The organism is Alkalicoccus luteus, from assembly GCF_012034335.1.
Taxonomy (GTDB): domain Bacteria; phylum Bacillota; class Bacilli; order Bacillales; family Salisediminibacteriaceae; genus Alkalicoccus; species Alkalicoccus luteus_A.
Genome location: NZ_JAATHJ010000017.1, coordinates 1 through 17,657, shown reverse-complemented (window position 1 = coordinate 17,657; position 17,657 = coordinate 1). Strand labels below are relative to the sequence as shown.

At 46.6% G+C, this 17,657-nt stretch carries 18 protein-coding genes; 7 read left to right on the top strand and 11 right to left on the bottom strand.

Annotated features, from left to right (window positions below; genetic code table 11):
• Nucleotides 1-79: 79 nt before the first annotated feature.
• Together serA and HCN83_RS11320 are read left to right on the top strand one after the other, a co-directional pair.
• Nucleotides 80-1,684: a phosphoglycerate dehydrogenase gene (gene serA, locus HCN83_RS11325; RefSeq protein WP_425483616.1), complete on the top strand. Its 1,605-nt coding sequence runs from the start codon at nt 80-82 to the stop codon at nt 1,682-1,684.
• 232 nt (nt 1,685-1,916) lie between these two features.
• Nucleotides 1,917-2,756: a SurA N-terminal domain-containing protein gene (locus HCN83_RS11320; protein ID WP_168007371.1), complete on the top strand. Its 840-nt coding sequence runs from the start codon at nt 1,917-1,919 to the stop codon at nt 2,754-2,756.
• 113 nt (nt 2,757-2,869) lie between these two features.
• Here HCN83_RS11320 and HCN83_RS11315 read toward each other — a convergent pair whose 3' ends face one another.
• The 7 genes from HCN83_RS11315 to HCN83_RS11285 all read right to left on the bottom strand — a co-directional run bounded on the left by HCN83_RS11315 (nt 2,870) and on the right by HCN83_RS11285 (nt 10,186).
• A complete protein-coding gene (locus tag HCN83_RS11315) occupies nt 2,870-3,424 on the bottom strand; it encodes a cob(I)yrinic acid a,c-diamide adenosyltransferase (protein WP_168007369.1) in 555 nt (184 codons plus the stop codon).
• Nucleotides 3,421-5,187: an ATP-binding protein gene (locus tag HCN83_RS11310; protein WP_168007367.1), complete on the bottom strand. Its 1,767-nt coding sequence runs from the start codon at nt 5,185-5,187 to the stop codon at nt 3,421-3,423. The genes HCN83_RS11315 and HCN83_RS11310 overlap by 4 nt, the downstream gene beginning before the upstream one ends.
• Complete coding sequence (locus HCN83_RS11305; protein ID WP_168007365.1) at nt 5,187-5,912, bottom strand: response regulator transcription factor; 726 nt, start codon at nt 5,910-5,912, stop codon at nt 5,187-5,189. The genes HCN83_RS11310 and HCN83_RS11305 overlap by 1 nt, the downstream gene beginning before the upstream one ends.
• Nucleotides 5,913-5,987: 75 nt before the next feature.
• On the bottom strand, nt 5,988-7,172 hold the full coding sequence (ccsB, locus tag HCN83_RS11300) for a c-type cytochrome biogenesis protein CcsB (protein WP_168007363.1): 1,185 nt from the start codon (nt 7,170-7,172) through the stop codon (nt 5,988-5,990).
• Nucleotides 7,153-8,832: a cytochrome c biogenesis protein ResB gene (resB, locus tag HCN83_RS11295; RefSeq protein WP_168007361.1), complete on the bottom strand. Its 1,680-nt coding sequence runs from the start codon at nt 8,830-8,832 to the stop codon at nt 7,153-7,155. The genes ccsB and resB overlap by 20 nt, the downstream gene beginning before the upstream one ends.
• Nucleotides 8,833-8,844: 12 nt before the next feature.
• On the bottom strand, nt 8,845-9,372 hold the full coding sequence (gene resA / locus HCN83_RS11290; RefSeq protein WP_168007359.1) for a thiol-disulfide oxidoreductase ResA: 528 nt from the start codon (nt 9,370-9,372) through the stop codon (nt 8,845-8,847).
• A 94-nt stretch (nt 9,373-9,466) separates the two neighbouring features.
• Nucleotides 9,467-10,186 carry a pseudouridine synthase gene (locus HCN83_RS11285; protein WP_168007357.1) on the bottom strand — a complete coding sequence of 240 codons (720 nt, stop codon included), beginning with the start codon at nt 10,184-10,186 and terminating at the stop codon, nt 9,467-9,469.
• A gap of 118 nt (nt 10,187-10,304) precedes the next feature.
• Here HCN83_RS11285 and HCN83_RS11280 point away from each other — a divergent pair, with 118 nt between their 5' ends.
• From HCN83_RS11280 to HCN83_RS11270, 3 genes are all read left to right on the top strand, one after another.
• Nucleotides 10,305-10,793 carry a hypothetical protein gene (locus tag HCN83_RS11280; protein WP_168007355.1) on the top strand — a complete coding sequence of 163 codons (489 nt, stop codon included), beginning with the start codon at nt 10,305-10,307 and terminating at the stop codon, nt 10,791-10,793.
• Nucleotides 10,790-11,620, top strand: coding sequence for an alpha/beta hydrolase (locus HCN83_RS11275; protein ID WP_168007353.1), 831 nt, complete (start codon nt 10,790-10,792; stop codon nt 11,618-11,620). Before HCN83_RS11280 ends, HCN83_RS11275 begins: the two co-directional genes overlap by 4 nt.
• A 96-nt stretch (nt 11,621-11,716) precedes the next feature.
• On the top strand, nt 11,717-13,024 hold the full coding sequence (locus HCN83_RS11270) for a cytochrome P450 (RefSeq protein WP_246238206.1): 1,308 nt from the start codon (nt 11,717-11,719) through the stop codon (nt 13,022-13,024).
• Nucleotides 13,025-13,100: 76 nt separating this feature from the next.
• Here HCN83_RS11270 and HCN83_RS11265 read toward each other — a convergent pair whose 3' ends face one another.
• Both HCN83_RS11265 and HCN83_RS11260 read right to left on the bottom strand, forming a co-directional pair.
• Nucleotides 13,101-13,712, bottom strand: a complete 612-nt coding sequence (locus HCN83_RS11265) for a phospholipase D-like domain-containing protein (protein ID WP_168007351.1) — start codon at nt 13,710-13,712, stop codon at nt 13,101-13,103.
• A gap of 69 nt (nt 13,713-13,781) precedes the next feature.
• A complete protein-coding gene (locus HCN83_RS11260; protein WP_168007349.1) occupies nt 13,782-14,513 on the bottom strand; it encodes a hypothetical protein in 732 nt (243 codons plus the stop codon).
• Nucleotides 14,514-14,646: 133 nt separating this feature from the next.
• Here HCN83_RS11260 and HCN83_RS11255 point away from each other — a divergent pair, with 133 nt between their 5' ends.
• Nucleotides 14,647-15,447: an SDR family NAD(P)-dependent oxidoreductase gene (locus HCN83_RS11255; protein ID WP_168007347.1), complete on the top strand. Its 801-nt coding sequence runs from the start codon at nt 14,647-14,649 to the stop codon at nt 15,445-15,447.
• On the opposite strand, the gene scpB is transcribed toward HCN83_RS11255, so the two are convergent.
• Entirely contained in the window at nt 15,444-16,025 is a 582-nt protein-coding gene (gene scpB / locus HCN83_RS11250) for an SMC-Scp complex subunit ScpB (protein WP_168007345.1), read from the bottom strand. The two genes, HCN83_RS11255 and scpB, sit on opposite strands and share 4 nt — an antisense overlap.
• Complete coding sequence (locus HCN83_RS11245; protein WP_281351725.1) at nt 16,022-16,768, bottom strand: segregation and condensation protein A; 747 nt, start codon at nt 16,766-16,768, stop codon at nt 16,022-16,024. The genes scpB and HCN83_RS11245 overlap by 4 nt, the downstream gene beginning before the upstream one ends.
• A 136-nt stretch (nt 16,769-16,904) precedes the next feature.
• Between HCN83_RS11245 and HCN83_RS11240 the strand changes: the two genes are divergently transcribed.
• Complete coding sequence (locus HCN83_RS11240; protein ID WP_168007343.1) at nt 16,905-17,450, top strand: DUF309 domain-containing protein; 546 nt, start codon at nt 16,905-16,907, stop codon at nt 17,448-17,450.
• Nucleotides 17,451-17,657 lie beyond the last annotated feature (207 nt).

The following is a 17,657-nucleotide window of genomic DNA, read 5'->3' as shown; positions in this document are numbered from 1 at the left end:
ACGTCCAAATAATCAGATTTTCATGTTAGTATAAGACAATCAGTTGAGTACCCTAAATGGAGGATGATGTGCAGTGAACGTGAAACAAGCAGTCAAGCTGGATCAGAACCTTTATACGGTTTTGGTCTCAGATGCAATGAGTGAAGACGGTCTTCGTCCGATCCTGGACAGCAGTTCCGTAAATGTTGTGCAGGAAAACGTACACGAGACGGAAATTCCATTGGAAGAGGTTGACGCTCTTCTCATACGCAGTGCAACAAAAGTGACAGCCGACTTGCTTCGCAGCATGCCTAACTTAAAAATAATCGGCCGTGCCGGAGTCGGAGTCGATAACGTTGATCTGGATGCTGCTACAAATCATGGTGTTGTCGTGGTAAATGCTCCGGACGGAAATACGATTTCAACGGCTGAACATACATTTGCGATGATGGCCTCTCTCGTGCGCAATATTCCTCAGGCGAACCGTTCGATGGAAGAAGGCCGCTGGGACCGCAAAAAATACCAGGGAGCAGAGCTGTACGGGAAAACGCTTGGTATCATCGGGTTTGGTCGAATCGGAGCAGAGCTTGCTCAGCGGGCTCGAGCCTTTCGAATGAATGTACTTGCGTACGATCCCTTTCTGACAAAATCCCGTGCAGAAAAAAATCATGTTACAGCGGTCTCACTTGAGGATGCACTGAGTCAAAGTGATATTCTGACGGTTCATACGCCGCTCACGAAAGAAACCCGTCATTTGTTAAACGATGAAACGCTGGCTTCGACCAAGCCCGGTGTGTTTATTCTGAACTGTGCGCGCGGCGGTATCATTGATGAGGAAGCCCTTTACCGCGCGGTAACGAGCGGACATGTACGCGGCGCTGCAGTAGATGTTTTTGCTGAAGAACCTGCGATTGAACATCCTCTCTCTTCGCTCGATCAGGTGATTACCACTCCGCACATTGCAGCTTCCACTACTGAGGCACAGCAAAATGTTGCAGAATCGGTTTCACAGGAAGTGTTGGGATACTTAGAAGGCAGGCCTGCCCCGCATGCTCTCAACCTTCCTTATTTGGATCAGGACGCGTTCGAAAAGTTCTCTCCGTTCACCAAGCTGACGAAAACAGTTGGCGAAACAGCCTCACAGCTGTTCAAAGAGCCGGTTAAACAAATTAACATCAGCTATGCCGGTGAGATCTCTCATCAGGAAACCGGGCTCTTCAGCCGCAGCTTTCTTGCAGGTTTTTTTCGTCACAGAATGGACGACTACGTAAATGAAGTGAATGCATCCGTCATCGCCAAGGAACGGGAAGTGGATGTTTCTGAAATTCACGAAAATGATGCGAACGGGTACAAAAACTTTTTCAAGGCAGAGATCCTTGGTGAATCAAATAAGCTCATTATTCATGGCACACACAGTGCAGAAATTGGTCCCCGCATTGTACAGCTTGATCAGTTCCAGCTCGATTTTCAGCCTGCCAAGCACACGCTTTATGTCAGACACAATGACCGCCCCGGTGTAATCGGTAAAGTAGGTCAGCTGCTCGGAACGCATGACGTAAATATAGCTACCATGCAGGTAGGCCGCAAAGAAGAAGGCGGACAGGCTATCATGCTTCTTACAACTGATAAAGAATGTCAGGATGACGTTCTGGAAGCATTCTCTCGGATTGAAGAAATTCAGTTTGTTACGTCAATTGAATTGTAAAAACAGGCTGCCGTCCGCCTAAATGGACGGCTTTTTTTTGAGATTGCACGCACCCGAACGAATGATATATCACGAGAGGTTTCATTCATGTCATATCGGGATGTCAAGAGCTTATCGTCCGCCTGCCGGGCAGATTCGTTATTTTTATAGAATCGCTAAATTGCCTACTATCTTTTATTTATGATACAGTTATTGTAGCAATGGGACATATACAGAAAGGTTGATTAATCAAATGAAAAAGACAACTAGAAACGGTATGCTTGCTCTCTCACTCTCTACTCTGCTTTTTGCAGCAGCCTGCGGGAACGAGAACAACGCTGATAATGCCGAAAACAACGGAAATACTGACAACAATATCGAAGAATCCATCGACAATGACAGCGAAAATGCTGATACGCCGGATGAAGATAATGACATGAACGATGCAATGAATGGTGAAGACGACGGCATGAATGAAGAAGCAGTTGAAGATATGGATCCGGATGAAGCTGCTGAATTCATGGAACGCGACCCTGAAGAGCCGGTTGCGGTCGTTAATGGTGAAGAAATTCAGAGTGGCGAACTTCAGGCACAGCTGGCTCAGTTCGAACAGATTTTCGCTGAACAGGAAATGGAAGATGAAGAATCTTCTATGATGATGATGCAGTTTCAACAGCAGTTTCTGGATCAGCTCATCAATCAACGCGTAATGGCTCAGGAAGCTGAAGAGCAAGGGCTTGAAGCAGATGAAGATGAAGTCGAATCAGAATATGAAGAAATTCAAAGTGCATTCGGCTCAGATGAAGAGTTTCAGGAAGCATTAGAATCACAAGGATACACGGAAGAAGAGCTTGAAAATGAAATTCGCGAAATGAATCTCGTTGAACAGCTGCTTTCCATGGATCATGTTGAAGAAGAATACGAAGTAGATGAGGAAGAAGCGCGTGAAGCTTTTGAAATGCAGGCTATGAGCGATCCTCAAATGGCTGAAGCTGAATTTGAAGATGTGCAAGAAGAAATCGAAATGCAGATTCGTCAAAATCAGTACGTGCAGGATTTGCGTGACCAGGCTGACATCGAAATTCTTCTCTAATATAAATACAAACAGAGACCCGTGTCCGTCGCGGGTCTCTGTTTTCGTTTAAGGCTCGTAAAAACGTTGTACTCCCCCTGCTGCTCTTTTCATGCTTCAGCATCAACGATTTGTTACTTGAAAACTGTTTTTCCTCTGGCATAGGCGATATCCGGCACATCATTACGATGATTTACCACTCTTGCTGCAGCGAAAAAATAGTCAGAAAGACGATTTAAATAAGGGAGCGCTTCAGTCGGCATTTGATCATCATCATGAATGGCTGCTGTGAGGCGCTCAGCACGGCGAGCTACCGTCCTGCATACGTGCATATCAGCAGCTGCTTTTGTACCCCCTGGAAGAATAAACGCTTTAATTTCCGCAGCCTCGCTCCAATAACGGTCGATCGCACCTTCAAGTCTGGAAACGGCTTTTCCTGAAAGCGCCCAGTCAGTTTTACCTGTTACGTTTGCCAAATCTCCCCCAAGATCGAACAGCTCGTGCTGGATCTCCAGAAGCTCCTGCTGAATATCGCTGCAGTTCTCCGGAAGAGATGCAGCAGCGACACCGATAAAGCTGTTTAGTTCATCCACTGTGCCATAAGCGTTGACTCGTTCATTTGTTTTCGGCACTCTGCGGCCAATCAGCTGTGTTTGACCTTTGTCACCTTTCTTCGTATAAATCTTCATGCTTCTTCTCCTCCTTTAGCTGATGGAAGTTCTACTCGGAATGTGGTTCCTTCATTTAATTTACTGCGGGCAGTCACTTTTCCGCCGTGGGCATCGACAATGTTTTTTACGATAGCGAGACCCAGTCCGGTTCCTGCCCTGCCTCTCGTCCTCGCTTTATCAGCCTTATAAAAACGCTCAAAAATGAATGGAAGGTCTTCTTCCGGTATTCCTGCTCCCGTGTCATTTACCTCAATCACGATATCACGCTGTTCCGTAAATACAGAAACCGAAACACTTCCCTTTTCTGACGTGTGACGCACTGCGTTATCAATCAGATTCGTCAGTACCTGTTCGATCCGGTCAGGATCTGCATATGCCTCTGCATGACTCGTCTTAATAGATGACGAAAGGGAGAGCTGCTGTTCATTTGCAACAACTTGAAATTTCCGAATCATTTTTTCAACAATCACTCCGATATCAACTATTTCTCGCTGCAGAGAAAGATATCCTGCTTCCATTCGAGCTAAATCAAGCAGTTCATTTACGAGGCGCCCGATTCTAAGCGATTCATCGTAAATAATACCCGCCATTTCCTTTTTCTCTTCCGCGCTCTCTGCAATATCGTCCACAATAGCTTCACTATAGCCCTGAAGCATGGAGATCGGCGTACGAAGCTCGTGTGACACGTTAGCGATAAAGTCCTTTCTGAGTTTATCATGCTGCCTTTCTTCTGTCATATCACGCAGAACGGCTACCGCTCCTCGAATCGTATCATCGTCATAAAGCGGTGTCATTAATATGACCCAGCTTCGTCCTTGTACAGTGAACTCTGCATCGACTTCTTTCTCTTCCGTGACCACTCTTCTGAACAGTCTGTAAAGTTCAATTGGCTGACCGTCTCCTGCGAGCTGCTGCTCGTACTTCCACGTTTCCATAAACGAAGCAGCCGGCGGGTTCATCACAACAACCTGTCCTTCTTTATTAAGCGTGAGGACTCCGTCAGCCATCGAAGCGAGAATTCGGGAAAGCTGTTCCTTCTCACGATTCAATGCCGTCAGATTCGTGTTCAGCGCTCTGCCCATCCGATTAAATGCCATTGCAAGCAGACCGATTTCATCCTTTGTCTGAATTGGAATTTTTGTATCAAAATTACCTTTGGCGACTTCAAGCGAAGCGGTGCGCATCTGCCTGAGCGGTGCCGTAATTCGCGAAGAAAGAAAGAAAGCAAAGACAGTCGTCAGGATAATGGCGATTGCCGCCGAGAAGAAGATGATTTGTTTCGTCTGGTCTGACGCTTCATCGATTACATCCAGAGGCTGATAGAGGTACAGGCTTCCGTCTTCACCATCTTCAAATGAGAACGGAACGCCGACGATCATAATTTCTCTTTCATCTTCCGGCGTATTCATAAACTCTCCCTGAGTGACGACTGTTTCATCCGATTCAAGCACGCGCGCTAACGTGCCGTCCTCTGAAAATAAAGCGATTGGGAGCGATTCCTCCTGTGCCGTATACCAGTAATCTGTTTCGCCGAATACGACAGCCTGGGCAGCATAGGATGAGGAAATCGTACTCGTCAGCTCTACCGCCTCTTCCCCGCTCTCAGACTCCTCCAGAAATTCAACGATTAAATTGGCGTGGTTCAGCAGCTCCTGCTCAGCCTGTTCGGTGTGAAACCGTTCAAAATATTCGAGCAGAAGTACGGTCAGCACAAGAAGAACAACTGAAACTAAGAGAAGAATAGTAAACCAGAGCTTCCCTACGACGCTTCGCCAAAACATCAGCCGGCGTCTCCTGCTTCAAACTTATAGCCGACGCCCCAGACTGTTTTTATCATATCTGACGCTTTGGGCTCAACTTGACTTAGTTTTTCCCGAAGCCGCTTGACGTGTGTATCCACCGTTCTCAAATCACCAAAGAATTCATAGTTCCAGACGTCTTTTAAAAGCTGTTCACGGGCAAACACTTTATCCGGTGCCTGTGCAAGGTACAGAAGCAATTCATACTCCTTAGGCGTCAGACTGATTAATTCACCTTTTACTGTCACTCGATGCGCATCATCGTCTATTGTTAAATAAGGAAACTCAAACAGTTCTTTTGTTTTCGTCTCCGTCTGCAGAAATTTCGTGGACGACGCTCTGCGAAGCAGCGCTTTTACACGCAGCACCACTTCACGCGGACTGAACGGCTTAACAATATAGTCATCTGTACCGGCCTCAAACCCCTGCACACGGTTTACTTCTTCCCCTTTAGCTGTGAGCATAATGATCGGCGTCGCCTTTTGTTTTCGAATTTCTTCACAAACTTCAATGCCGTCCATACCCGGCATCATTAAATCAAGCACGATCAGATCATAATCGGTTTCAAGCGCCATCGTGAGAGCGCTTTCTCCGTTTTCAGCATCTTCCACTGTATACGCTTCTTTTTCCAGGTACATTCTGAGCAGTCTGCGGATTCGTTCTTCATCGTCTACAATTAAAATCTTCGTATCTTCAGCAATTTCCATAGCACTGACCTCCATTTAAAGGGCTGTCCGTTTATGCGGACAGCCCCATGATCCTGTATTCATATTGTATCGAAGTTATGCGTAAGAGTGAAGTCCGGCGATTACGAGGTTCACAAAGATCAGGTTGAACATGATGAGAGCAAACCCAATCACGCAGAGCCACGCACTCTTTTCACCGTGCCATCCTCTTGACAGCCGCAAATGCAGGTAGGCTGCGTAGAAGAGGAAGGTGATCAAGGCCCACACCTCTTTTGGATCCCATCCCCAGAACCTTGTCCACGCGATTTGTGCCCATATCATAGCGAAAATGAGACCACCAAGTGTAAAAATAGGAAATCCGATCGCAATGGCACGATAGCTGATTTCATCTACCGTCTGCAGGTTCACCCGGCTGACCAGCGGCTGAATCGTTCCAGCAACCGGTTTACGGAAGCCTGCACGTAGTCCGCCATATAACACGATTCCTCCGAGGAACGACCAGAGAAGCGTGTTTACATCGTCACTGCGTAAATAATCAGGTAGATTAACGACAGGACTGAAGCCTTGCTCGGAGATCAATTCTCCTTCATTCGGTCCGACAATCGGCGGCAGATAGTACTCTATTGTCGATTCATCTCCAAATTCATTGACATAAGAGAATTCAGCTGTGTAATCAGCGGCACCAAATCCTGTGCCGATCGCAATATAAGCAACCGTTGCCAGAAGTCCGAACATAATAAATTCAATTGCCTTTACTTTTTTCGAAGCCTTTGAAAAGTCAATCGAGCGGATAAGATATAATACACCCGCAGCGAAACCAATGGCTAAAATCCCCTGACCGATCGCTGTCGTAATAACATGGATAAAGAGCCAGTTCGTCTGCAGCGCCGGAATCAATGGCTGTGCTTCACCGGGAAACATGGAAGCGTACGCGATGATCAGCATCACGATCGGCATCGTAACAAATCCCAAATATCTGTTATGATAAATCGGATAAATAATCACAAACGCGAGTGCCATTGCAATTCCAAGGGCGGTCGTGTACTCAAACATATTGCTGACAGGTGCATAGCCGACAGCGATCCAGCGGAGCACGAAATAGGCAATGGAAGCACAAAGTGCCAGAATCGCGGAAAGATAACCTAACAAAGCTGATTTATTTTTTTCTTCCCCGCTGCGGTTTTTAAATTTCCGGCCTGTGATCGACACGGCAAAAAAGACAGTAGAGGCCAGGTAAAGACCAAATGCGACATAGAGCATATTACTGCTGAGCTCGAACATGACTGGAAGTCCCTCCTTCTTCCGTTTCAGCTGCTTTATCTTCTTCCAGCTGATCTTTTATTTCAGGAAGATCCGAATAGTCATTTAAATATTCGAGATCTTTCTTTAACGCATGCCAGTTTTTGTTGGCATGCCCGGCAACAAACAGCTTGCCGTCTTTCTGCTGAATCCAGATACGCCGATGATGCCAGTAAGAACCCTGCACAAGTCCGACCATAAAGATGGCACCGCCGACCATGATAATCGGAAGTGTATGATCGCGGCGGATAACAAGACCGGTCACGTTTACCATATCCGCGTCCAGCATGCGGATCGTATGATCATTTTCTCCATTCAGTTCTTCGTTTACCTGGATCCCTATCAGGCTGATTTCACCCTGATCGGTTTCAGGATCTGCCTCCGGAGGAAACAGTTCAAAAATGATCCGCGGATTATCCGGAACTCTGTTTTCCGTTGTCGGCTCTCCAGCATCGTTCACATAAAAATTAGGAAAGTATTCAATGATTTCAATTTGATAGCCATTATCAAATTCATAAAACATCTGCGGATCGTTTAAATCCACGGTAAATACCACATCTTCCAACGCTTCTGTTTCCCCTTCTGCATCTGTTTCGACTCCGAATGTGAAACTGGAAAGCTCATTCATCTTATAATCCGTCTGATACAGGGAGATTCCTTCGAACGTCAGTGGATCGTTTACGATGATTTCATGATCCTTTACGTGTTCAAGTTCTGTGCCGCTGCCGATGGATCCTTCCGAAGATCGTTTGTACAAGGAAGCACTGGTTTGAAAGTTTGACACTACCGGCGCATCAGCACGCATAAGGGCAGGCTGCAGAATGTCATTCTCTTCTTCGTCGTAAAATTCTACGACGAACTGATTGTTTTCAACGAAGTATTCTCCATCTGTGCCGCTGATGACTTCCGTTTCCCCATCACGAATCCAGACGTAATCGTCCAGGTACATTCCCGGGAAAAAGCGGAGCATTCCTCCAATAAGGAAGATAATCAGCCCGACGTGGTTAACGTAAGGGCCCCATCTTGCGAACCGTCCTTTTTCCGCAAGCAGGTTTCCGTTTTCCTCTCTCACTTTGTAGCGGCGTTTGATTAAAGCCGTTTTCAGCTGATCAATATCCACTTCGCCTGATTCTTTTTCTCCGTACAGTCTCTGTTTTTTCATGAAGGCTGTGTGCCGGGTTACGCGCTGCTTTTTGAGTGCTCTGTAGAGCGGCACGAAACGGTCGAGACTTGCGATGACGAGTGATATTCCAAGAGCTGCAACGAGCAGCATATACCACCATGAGCTGTAGAGATTATGAAAGCCCAAGTCGTAATACAGCTGCCCTGCAAGTCCGTATTCAGCCGCATAATACTCAGTCGGGCTTTCTCCGGGCGGAATGTACATTTCCTGTGGGAACAGTGTGCCGATCGACGACGTAACGAGCAGCAGCACAATGATCCAGATACCTACCTTAACCGATGAAAAGAAGTTCCACACCTTGTCCACCGGCGATCTTTTATACGTCTGTGATCGTCTTGCCACTCCTTCATAGCGCATGTTAGCCAGGCGTCCTTCATCCTGGAGCGGTTTCCCGCATGACTCACATAAGTACGTCCCATACGGATTTTCATGTCCGCACTCACATGTTACTTTGTTCATGTAAATCCCCCGTTACTGAGCAGGCACGAGTGAATCCAGTGCTGTGAGGACCTGCTCTTCAGTTTTTCCACCGACTTGTCTCTCAATCACTTCTCCGTTTTCATCGATTAAAAAGACTGACGGCAGTACGCCTACACCGTACGCATTACTCACAAGCATATTGCGGTCAATGTACAAATCATAGGCCAGGTTAAATCGCTGCTTATGCCGTTCAACCTGAAGCGTCGTTTCATCCACGTTTACATTGACGACCCGAACGCCCTTCTCTTCATATTCTTCATAATGTTCCTGCAAATATTCCATTTTTGAGCGGCAGTAAGTACAGTATGTAGCCCAAAAATTGAGATACACGCCTTCTCCTCTCAAATCGGAAAGTTCGATCGGTTCACCTTCCAGACCCTCCAGCACAAAGTTAGGTGCTGAATCCCCGGCATCAACCAGGCCTCGCTCTTCCGAAAAATGATTGAAGAATGTATACCCGATAGCAGCAACCATCACAAAAAGGATTGCCGATCTCATTAAAAGCCGCTTTTTTTTCATGGCTATCCCTCCTTTACTGAAAACATTTCCCCATCCTTATCTTATCATGCAGCGCCTTCATTATCATGAAATGGAGGGATGTCTTTTTCGAACGTTATGTGACAGCTGAATCGCGCAGCTTCTTTACTTCATGCGGCTTTAACTCTCTATATTCTCCTGCATTAAGGCCTTTTGTATCCAGAATGCCGTACCGCTCCCGCCGCAGCTTGATAACAGGGTGGCCGATAGCGTCAAACATTTTTCTGACCTGGCGGTTCCGTCCTTCATGAATAACCAGCTCTACAAGTGATGTACCTTTGCGCTGGTCTGTTTTACGGACTTTCGCAAACGCGGGAGCCGTTTTTTGATCGTCTATTACAATTCCGTTCTGCAGTTTTTTAATCAACTGTCTCGATGGAATTCCTTCTACTTTCGCTAAATAAGCTTTCTCAACTTGATATTTCGGATGCATCAGCGTATTGGCAAATTCACCGTCATTCGTCAGAATAATAATGCCGGACGTATCGTAGTCAAGGCGCCCTACCGGATAAACCCGCTTGTCCGTATCGATATAATCAACCACCGTTTTTCTGCCGGCTTCATCTTTCGCACTTGAAATCACACCGGAAGGCTTGTAGAGAACATAGTATACCGGGGACTCCTTCTGCAGCGGCACCCCGTCTACAAGGATGGTATCCTTTGCTGCATCTGCTTTCTTGCCAAGTTCGGTTACGGTTTCTCCATTTACCTGCACTTTTCCATCCTCAATCAGTTTTTCAGCTTTTCGGCGTGACGTAATTCCTGCCGAGGCAATAATTTTCTGTAATCTTTCCATGTTTACACCTTTCCTTTCCGTTGTCATCCCGACAGCGGTTCATGATACAATTTATCTGCCAGTACTCTATTGTACTCCGAAAAAGCCGGTTTCGCAAAAGAAGAGAGGTGTGGTGCGCTTGCTGCAAACGGTAATGCTATCTGTTGTTCTGATCGGCCAGGTTCTGCTGCTGATCCTTTTTATACGAAATGAACAGCCTGAACTGCCTCTAAAAGCAAAAAACGCTGAGGCTGATGTGGCAATTGAACAAAAACGGCTCGTTGAGCTGCAGCTTCTGGCAATGCACAATGCCTGCTCCCGGCAGCGTGAAAAGCTCCACGTGCGAGAAATTCAGGTGACGAATCCCAAGCTGCCTTTTCCCCTGTCAGAAGTTCCGCTTACTGCTCAGCAAAGTCATGCTGCAAAAGAATGTTATCGCCTCTATGCGGATTATTTGCTTACATACTGGAAAACAGACCAGGGAGAATGGAAAACCGCATTCCGTGGCCATCCAGATGCACCGGATACGGAGGCTGGCGGCGTGCGGTCGGCATCAATCAAGCTGGAAGCAAAGATGCAGGATCATCTCCGAATCTGGTATGACGAAGAAAGGAACGGTTTTAAATGAAATTACTCATTTCAGCAGCCGCAGGTGTGGGCCTGCTGTTTTATGGTCTTCACTTTTACCAGGCCATTGTGAATCAGGAAGAAAACCTATTTCAAGGAGCATCCCTGTCTAATGATCGAATCGAACAAGTAAATGAAGCGTTCCCATCCTCTGAGGAAGTCGTTATCGATTCTGATGGAGCCGAACTGCACGGGTGGTTCCTCCCTTCTTCCCTTGATGAAGCTGCACCGTTGTTTATTTATTTTGGAGGGAATGCTGAGGAAGCTTCCAGAGCAATGGAATCCCTCCCGCTCCCGGATGAATGGCATGGCTTGTTTGTTAATTACCGCGGCTACGGAAAGAGTACTGGAGAGCCGTCCCAGGACGCTTTTTTCTCCGATGCCGAAGCGCTTTATGACTTCGGAGCATCCCATCACGCGGTGGATCAATCAATGATTGTATCGGGAGGACGGAGCATGGGAACTGGTACGGCTGCCTATTTAGCTTCTGAGAGGCCGGTTGCAGCGACTATATTAATTTCTCCCTATGATTCCAGAAAAGCACTGCAGCAGCACCGGCATCCGTGGCTCCCCGCCGGCACCTTTATCCGGCATCCCTTTCCGGTGAGTACGATGGCCGAAACGGTCGAAACGCCGCTGCTTGTTTTTACAGGGTCTGAAGACATGGTTATTCCCCCGGAGCACTCCCTCGTGACAGCGGAGACATGGGCAGGTCGCACAGAGCATATTGAGCTTCCCGGATATGATCATAACAATGTAACGCAAGCAGAAGACTTTCATGAGGCGTTTGCACGATTCCTTGAGGAGCTGCGCACAGAGGCCGGCTAGCCTGCATCTGGTTTCATCCCCTCCCCTCAGGGGTATCTGAAAGGTGTACATAGCTGCCTGCAGCAGGTATGACCAGATAAGAGAGGGGATGGAAACTTGAAAATAAAGTATCCTGTACCAAAAGCCAAAGGATTTGATAATACAGTTAATTTGCTTAATGAAGGATTTATGTTTATTACTTCACGCAGGCGCGAGCTGGAGTCTGACCTTTTTGAAACAAGACTCCTTGGTAAAAAGGCTGTATGCATGGCTGGTGAAGAAGCAGTTGAAAAGTTTTATGATAACGAGCTTTTCGTCCGGAAAAATGCGGTCCCCGGCGTGATAAGCAAGTCATTGCTCGGAGAAGGCGTCCATGGAATGGATGGAGAAGCACACCGGCACCGCAAGCGTATGTTTTTGTCTATGATGACTCCGGAACGAATTGAAGATATGAAGGACATTGCGCTGCAGGAACTGGATAAGAAAGCAAAGCTTTGGGAAAAACGAAGCAGAACGGTTATATATGACGACATTCGGGAAGTTCTCGTCAGAAGCGGATGCCGCTGGGCTGGTGTACCCCTTAAGGAAGAAGAGGCGGCGCAGCGTACCCGGGAAATGGGGATGATGGTTGATTCGTTCGGTTCTCTTTCCAGAATGAAAGACGGAAAAAAAGCCCGAAAAAGTCAGGAAGAATGGCTCGCCGGCATTGTCCGGCAAGTTCGCAAAGGCAAGCTTCAGCCTGCGGAACACACGGCTCTTTATATTATCTCACATTACCGCGATGAGAACGGCAAACGCCTTTCTGCTTCAGAGGCTGCCGTCGAGGTTAACAACGCCGTGCGCCCGCTGCTGGCTACAGGGTACTTTATCGTGTTCGGCTGTCTCGCCCTCCATGAATTTCCTGACATCAGCGAGAAGCTCGCCGCAGATGAAAATGGGTTCAGTCAGATGTTTGCCCAGGAAGTACGGCGCTATTATCCTTTCGCTCCCGCTATGGCAGCTAAAGTTAAAAAGCCATTTACGTGGCATGATTATCAATTTAAAAAAGATCAGCTTGTCGTTCTCGATTTTTTCGGCACAAACCGTCATCCCGACAGTTGGAATGATCCGGATACGTTTAATCCTGAACGATTCAAGGACTGGAAAGGCAGCCCCTTTTCCTTCGTTCCGCAAGGAGGAGGTGACCATTATGCCGGCCACCGGTGTGCAGGTGAGTGGTTGACTGTCATTGTGATGCGTGCATTCTTCAAGTATTTCACGACGCATTTATCGTATGAGGTACCAGAACAAAATCTTGCATGGTCGCTTTCCAGAGTTCCGACGATACCGAAAAGCGGCTTCGTTATTACGAACGTCAAACGTCTTCATGCTTCTCCGGAACAGCTGGAACAAGATGAAGCCAGCCAGACAGTGATTAAATCCTGAAATCTATTAATCAAAAAAGGGCGCTCACATCCCGTGAGCGCCCTTTTGCTGAATCTCCACATGTAAGTATGGCAGTTTAATACGTGCTCAATCCGGATATTTTCTGAAAACGGTACACCCACTCGCGCCAGCTTGAGTGTGGATTTAGATAATGTTCGTAAGGCAACGTATAATCTGCTCCGTCGTTCGTCCACATTTCCTCAAAGAAACTTTCGATTTCCAAGTATATATCGCTTCCCTGATCCGCCTCCACGTAAAGATTCGTATCGAGATTATTATCCCGCATATTTCTGCTCGTAAAATTGGCTGATCCCGCTGTTACCTGTAAACCGGAGCTGCTGAATACGGCCATCGTTTTAGGGTGAAACTGTTCGTCTCCGGTGTTGTACCAGCGCACCTGCAAATTTGGAAGCCCAAGGTCCATCAAATCTTCCGCTACCGGTCTGTTAGGCATACCGAATACATCCATACCAAATGCATTCTCATTAGGATCCAGAATCAGTCTTACTTCTGTTCCTCGCTCGGCTGCGGCTTTTATACTATCGACAATATCCGGATCCGCTAAAAAGTAAAGAGCTGCGTAAACGATATCGTCTGCTGAAGATTCATCCAGCATTTTTTGAACCCTGGTGAAGTTTTCTCCTTCTGTTAAAACCTGTACAGCATATTCGCCCTCATTCTCATCCATTGCCGGTTCTGCCTGAATTTCCGGTCCTCCGGAGAAGTTTGAAACAGACTGAGCTGAATCAAGTAAATCCTATAAAACGTGACCACCCGTTTGAAACGCGGTATTTATATAATAATAGCTTTCATCATGGAAATTAGCAGACATGACAAACCCGCTTTCCTCCGTCACAATCACTTTTCGGTGATTCGCCCTCCCGTTCATCAGCTTTAGAAATGAACGAATCGTCATATCGGGCGCTTCCGGGTCAAACGGATTTTCAATCCATCCGTTGCCGCTCTGTCCGAACCATTGCAAATACGCCCGCCATATTCCTGAATAAAGGGGATTTGAATCCTGAAGTCTGGAAATATCCGTTATAACCGTTTCAATTTCAGCTTCATTCAGCATATTGATCATCGTAGAGTCATGGGAATAATAGCTGGTATTAATAGGGTCAGTAATGACATAAACGTCAACCCCTCTTTCCGATGCCGCGATCAGCGCCTCCGTAAGCGAGAGACTAAGATCCGGGAAATCACCGTCAGTTTTATCGTTTAGAAGAAACATTTCCACTACGACAAACGTTTCAGCCTCTTCCACTGCTTCCAGCACGGCCGAGTATATCTGCTCATTAAACACTCTTTCTCCATCCTCTTCAAAAGAGCGGTTAAACAGAAATGAAAGATTGTCGGTGTAATGAACATCGCCTTTAAAAGACGTTCCCTCCGGCACAGGTTTAAAAAGGCCGTATAATGTAGCAGCCAGTGTAATTAGCAACAGACCGGCAATAGCCCATTTCCATTTATTTCTTGTTATATACATGTATGGACTCCTTCCAGCCATCAACTTGAAAATCTGCTATGTGCTTCTGTTTTCTCTTTCCCTTTAGAGGGTAATTGTAGACAAGAATCCCGTATCATTTAGAACGGGCAGTTCGAAGAGGAGGAATATGTGAATGAGTATGTTTCATGCTAACGCATTTAAAGGAACACATGTTTTAATTACCGGAGCAACAGGCGGAATCGGCAAAGTGCTGGCACTTGAATTACTTAAGCTTGGAGCTCAGGTTACAGCAGCAGGCCGGAACGAAGAAAAACTTCGATCGCTGAGTCAGCAGGCCCACTATCATGCTGATGCCTCGAATCTGTTAACCATTCAGGCCGATTTAACAGATACTCGGGACCGAGAGCGGCTTGTATTTGAAGCAGAAGAAGCTTTCGGTCCTTTAACCGGGCTCGTTAATGGAGCCGGTATAGCCGGCGGCGACGTAGTCGAGTCTATTAAGGAGGATGAGCTGGAGTCCATTATGCAGATCAACTTTACTTCTGCAGTGATGCTGAGTCAGCTCGTATTTAAAAGCATGAAAGAACGCGGGAAAGGGTCCGTAGTGAATATATCTTCCTTGTCCGGTCTCCGTGGAACGCACGGAAGTACAGCATACGCAGGCTCAAAATTTGCCATGATCGGCTTTACTCACTCTTTTGCTCTGGAAGCTATTGAGCACGGTGTAAGAGTGAATGCTGTTTGTCCAGGGTTTGTAGACACCGACATGGCCCGTCAGATTCTGGAAAAAAAGGCCGTCGCTAACGGTATCTCTTATGAAGAACAGCGCGAACAAACCGAAAAAGCCCTTCCTTCCGGCAGGATAACGACACCTGAAGAAACGGCAAGAACAATCATGTTTCTGCTCTCGGATGCAGCGGATAACATTGTGGGGGAATCCCTTAAAATATCGGGTGGAAGCGTTATGCGTTAACCTTCCTCTTCTACCGCTTGTTGAAACCGATCAAAAAAGAGATCAAAATCTTCGCTGCCTTCCTCTTCTTTCTCAAGCGGAGGAAGGTCGTTTAACGTCTGCAGACCGAACTGCTCAAGAAAATACCTCGTTGTTCCGTAAAGAATCGCTCTGCCGGCACCTTCTTTTCTCCCGGTCTCCTGTATCAGCCCTCTGTTTTGCAGCGTACGAAGCGGTCTGTCAGTTTTAACACCGCGAATATCCTCGATTTCCATGCGCGCGACCGGCTGACGATACGCAATGACTGCCAGACATTCGAGTGCTGCCTGTGAAAGAGTCGTATTGACCGGTGAAGAGACGAGTTTCTTATACATATCTGCATGTTCCGGTCTTGTTGTCAGCTGATAACCTCCGGCGACTTCCTGCAAAGCAATGCCTCTCCCGCCGCTTTCATATTGCTGATTTAATTTATCAGCGTGCTGTTCAAGCTCCTCCTCCGATAACTGAAGAGCATTTAAAAGATGAGCTTTTTCCATTCCTTCATCTCCCGCTACGAAGAGCAGCCCTTCCAGTCTTCCGGTGATATCTTTTTCCGTCACGCAAAATCCCCCTCCTTCATTACAATTGAAATATCGGCAAAGTGCCTGGCCTGCTCACACGTCACCCGTTTGTTTTTCATCAGTTCCAGCAATGCCAGAAAAGTCATTACCGGTGTATCTTCCTGATCTTCATTAAAAAGCGTTCGAAACGTTGTTTTGCCCTTGTAGCGCTTGAGAGTATCCACGATAGCTCCCATCTTGGACTCAATTGATATTTCTTCACGCGCAACGCTGTGATAGGACTTTTCTTTTTTCGTGCGCTTTTGAACATCTTGGAAAGCTCCAATCAGGTCAAATAATGATACATCCAGTTCAGCTGAAGGGTCCTCTTTTCCAGTGAAGCAAGAAAGATCTTCGGGCGGTCTTGTAAAATAAAGACTTCGCTCTGCTTCCTTCTGCTTTAATTCTGAGGCAGCTTCCTTATAGGCTTTGTACTGCACCAGTTTTTCCATTAACGATTCTCTTGTCCATTCTTCCTCTGCATCAAGCTCGTCATAAAGCTCTTCCGGTTCCTCAGCGGGAAGCAGCAATCTGCTTTTCATATATAGAAGCGTTGAAGCCATGACAAGATATTCTCCCGCCACATTCAGCTCCAGTACTTGCATCGTTCGAATATAATCCACATATTGGTCCGTAATATCCTTCAAATGAATATCATACAGGTCCAGATCATTTTTTTGAATCAAATGAAGGAGCAGATCAAGAGGGCCTTCGAACCCGTGTAGTTTTACGTGATATGTCATCAGTTCCCACTCCATTTCATGCGATATTATATCATATACCGCGGACTCAGACGGAAATAGTTTTATAAATGAGCAAGATGATTTATACTTGAAAAGATAAAAGCAAAGCAGGCTTAAGGAAAAAGGAGAGTCGCACATGCAGCAAGTGAGAGTTGATTATCCACAGGCGTATGTCAATTATTTAATTGAATTTCATGCAACACGTGACTTTTTTGAGTGTCATGAAATTTTAGAAGAGTACTGGATAGAAAATAACCGGGAAAAAACATGGCTGCTGCTTATTCAGCTGGCGGTTGCGCTATATCATCAGCGCAGAGGAAATATCCGTGGAAGCCTTAAGCTTTTCGATAAAGTTTTCCGGCTGCTCGATCGCGGTGATCACCGGCTGTATGAAGTTGGAATTTATACAGATCAGCTGAGAGAATCGCTGAATCAACGTTATGAAGAAGTTTACCAAGGTTGGCCTTATCGCCCTTTCTCTATTCCGCTCACCGATGAAGTGGAACGTATTTGCCGGCAGAGGACATCCGCACTTGGCCTTGAATGGAATCTTGATGATCGAAGCATAGATCCTTCTGTTCTTCACCGGCACCTTGTCAGAGACCGCACAGAAGTTGAAACTGCCCGTGCTGAAGCTATCGAGCTTAGAAAGCATGCTTCTGACAGCCGATCAGGAAACTGATAAGACATCTGTCTGCAGTCCAGTTGTTATTCAGGAATTCATTTTAAAAGCCGCGCCGGAGAAAATCTCCGGCGCGGCTTTTCAGAGTGTTGATAAAGTCATTTTAAGTGAATAACGTTGCATCTGCCTGTATCTGCGGACACTCGCTTTCCGGAGGGAACGGGCTCAGCTAACCGCTTCCTCCTGCTGCCGGAAGCGCTGGATCTT

Excerpts from the sequence above, each read along its gene's own strand:
- HCN83_RS11320 (WP_168007371.1), top strand. The coding sequence starts at position 1,917 with ATGAAAAAGACAACTAGAAACGGTATGCTTGCTCTCTCACTCTCTACT.
- HCN83_RS11315 (WP_168007369.1), bottom strand. The coding sequence starts at position 3,424 with ATGAAGATTTATACGAAGAAAGGTGACAAAGGTCAAACACAGCTGATT.
- HCN83_RS11310 (WP_168007367.1), bottom strand. The coding sequence starts at position 5,187 with ATGTTTTGGCGAAGCGTCGTAGGGAAGCTCTGGTTTACTATTCTTCTC.
- HCN83_RS11305 (WP_168007365.1), bottom strand. The coding sequence starts at position 5,912 with ATGGAAATTGCTGAAGATACGAAGATTTTAATTGTAGACGATGAAGAA.
- ccsB (WP_168007363.1), bottom strand. The coding sequence starts at position 7,172 with ATGTTCGAGCTCAGCAGTAATATGCTCTATGTCGCATTTGGTCTTTAC.
- resB (WP_168007361.1), bottom strand. The coding sequence starts at position 8,832 with ATGAACAAAGTAACATGTGAGTGCGGACATGAAAATCCGTATGGGACG.
- resA (WP_168007359.1), bottom strand. The coding sequence starts at position 9,372 with ATGAAAAAAAAGCGGCTTTTAATGAGATCGGCAATCCTTTTTGTGATG.
- HCN83_RS11285 (WP_168007357.1), bottom strand. The coding sequence starts at position 10,186 with ATGGAAAGATTACAGAAAATTATTGCCTCGGCAGGAATTACGTCACGC.
- HCN83_RS11275 (WP_168007353.1), top strand. The coding sequence starts at position 10,790 with ATGAAATTACTCATTTCAGCAGCCGCAGGTGTGGGCCTGCTGTTTTAT.
- HCN83_RS11265 (WP_168007351.1), bottom strand. The coding sequence starts at position 13,712 with ATGGATGAGAATGAGGGCGAATATGCTGTACAGGTTTTAACAGAAGGA.
- HCN83_RS11260 (WP_168007349.1), bottom strand. The coding sequence starts at position 14,513 with ATGTATATAACAAGAAATAAATGGAAATGGGCTATTGCCGGTCTGTTG.
- HCN83_RS11255 (WP_168007347.1), top strand. The coding sequence starts at position 14,647 with ATGAGTATGTTTCATGCTAACGCATTTAAAGGAACACATGTTTTAATT.
- HCN83_RS11245 (WP_281351725.1), bottom strand. The coding sequence starts at position 16,768 with ATGACATATCACGTAAAACTACACGGGTTCGAAGGCCCTCTTGATCTG.
- HCN83_RS11240 (WP_168007343.1), top strand. The coding sequence starts at position 16,905 with ATGCAGCAAGTGAGAGTTGATTATCCACAGGCGTATGTCAATTATTTA.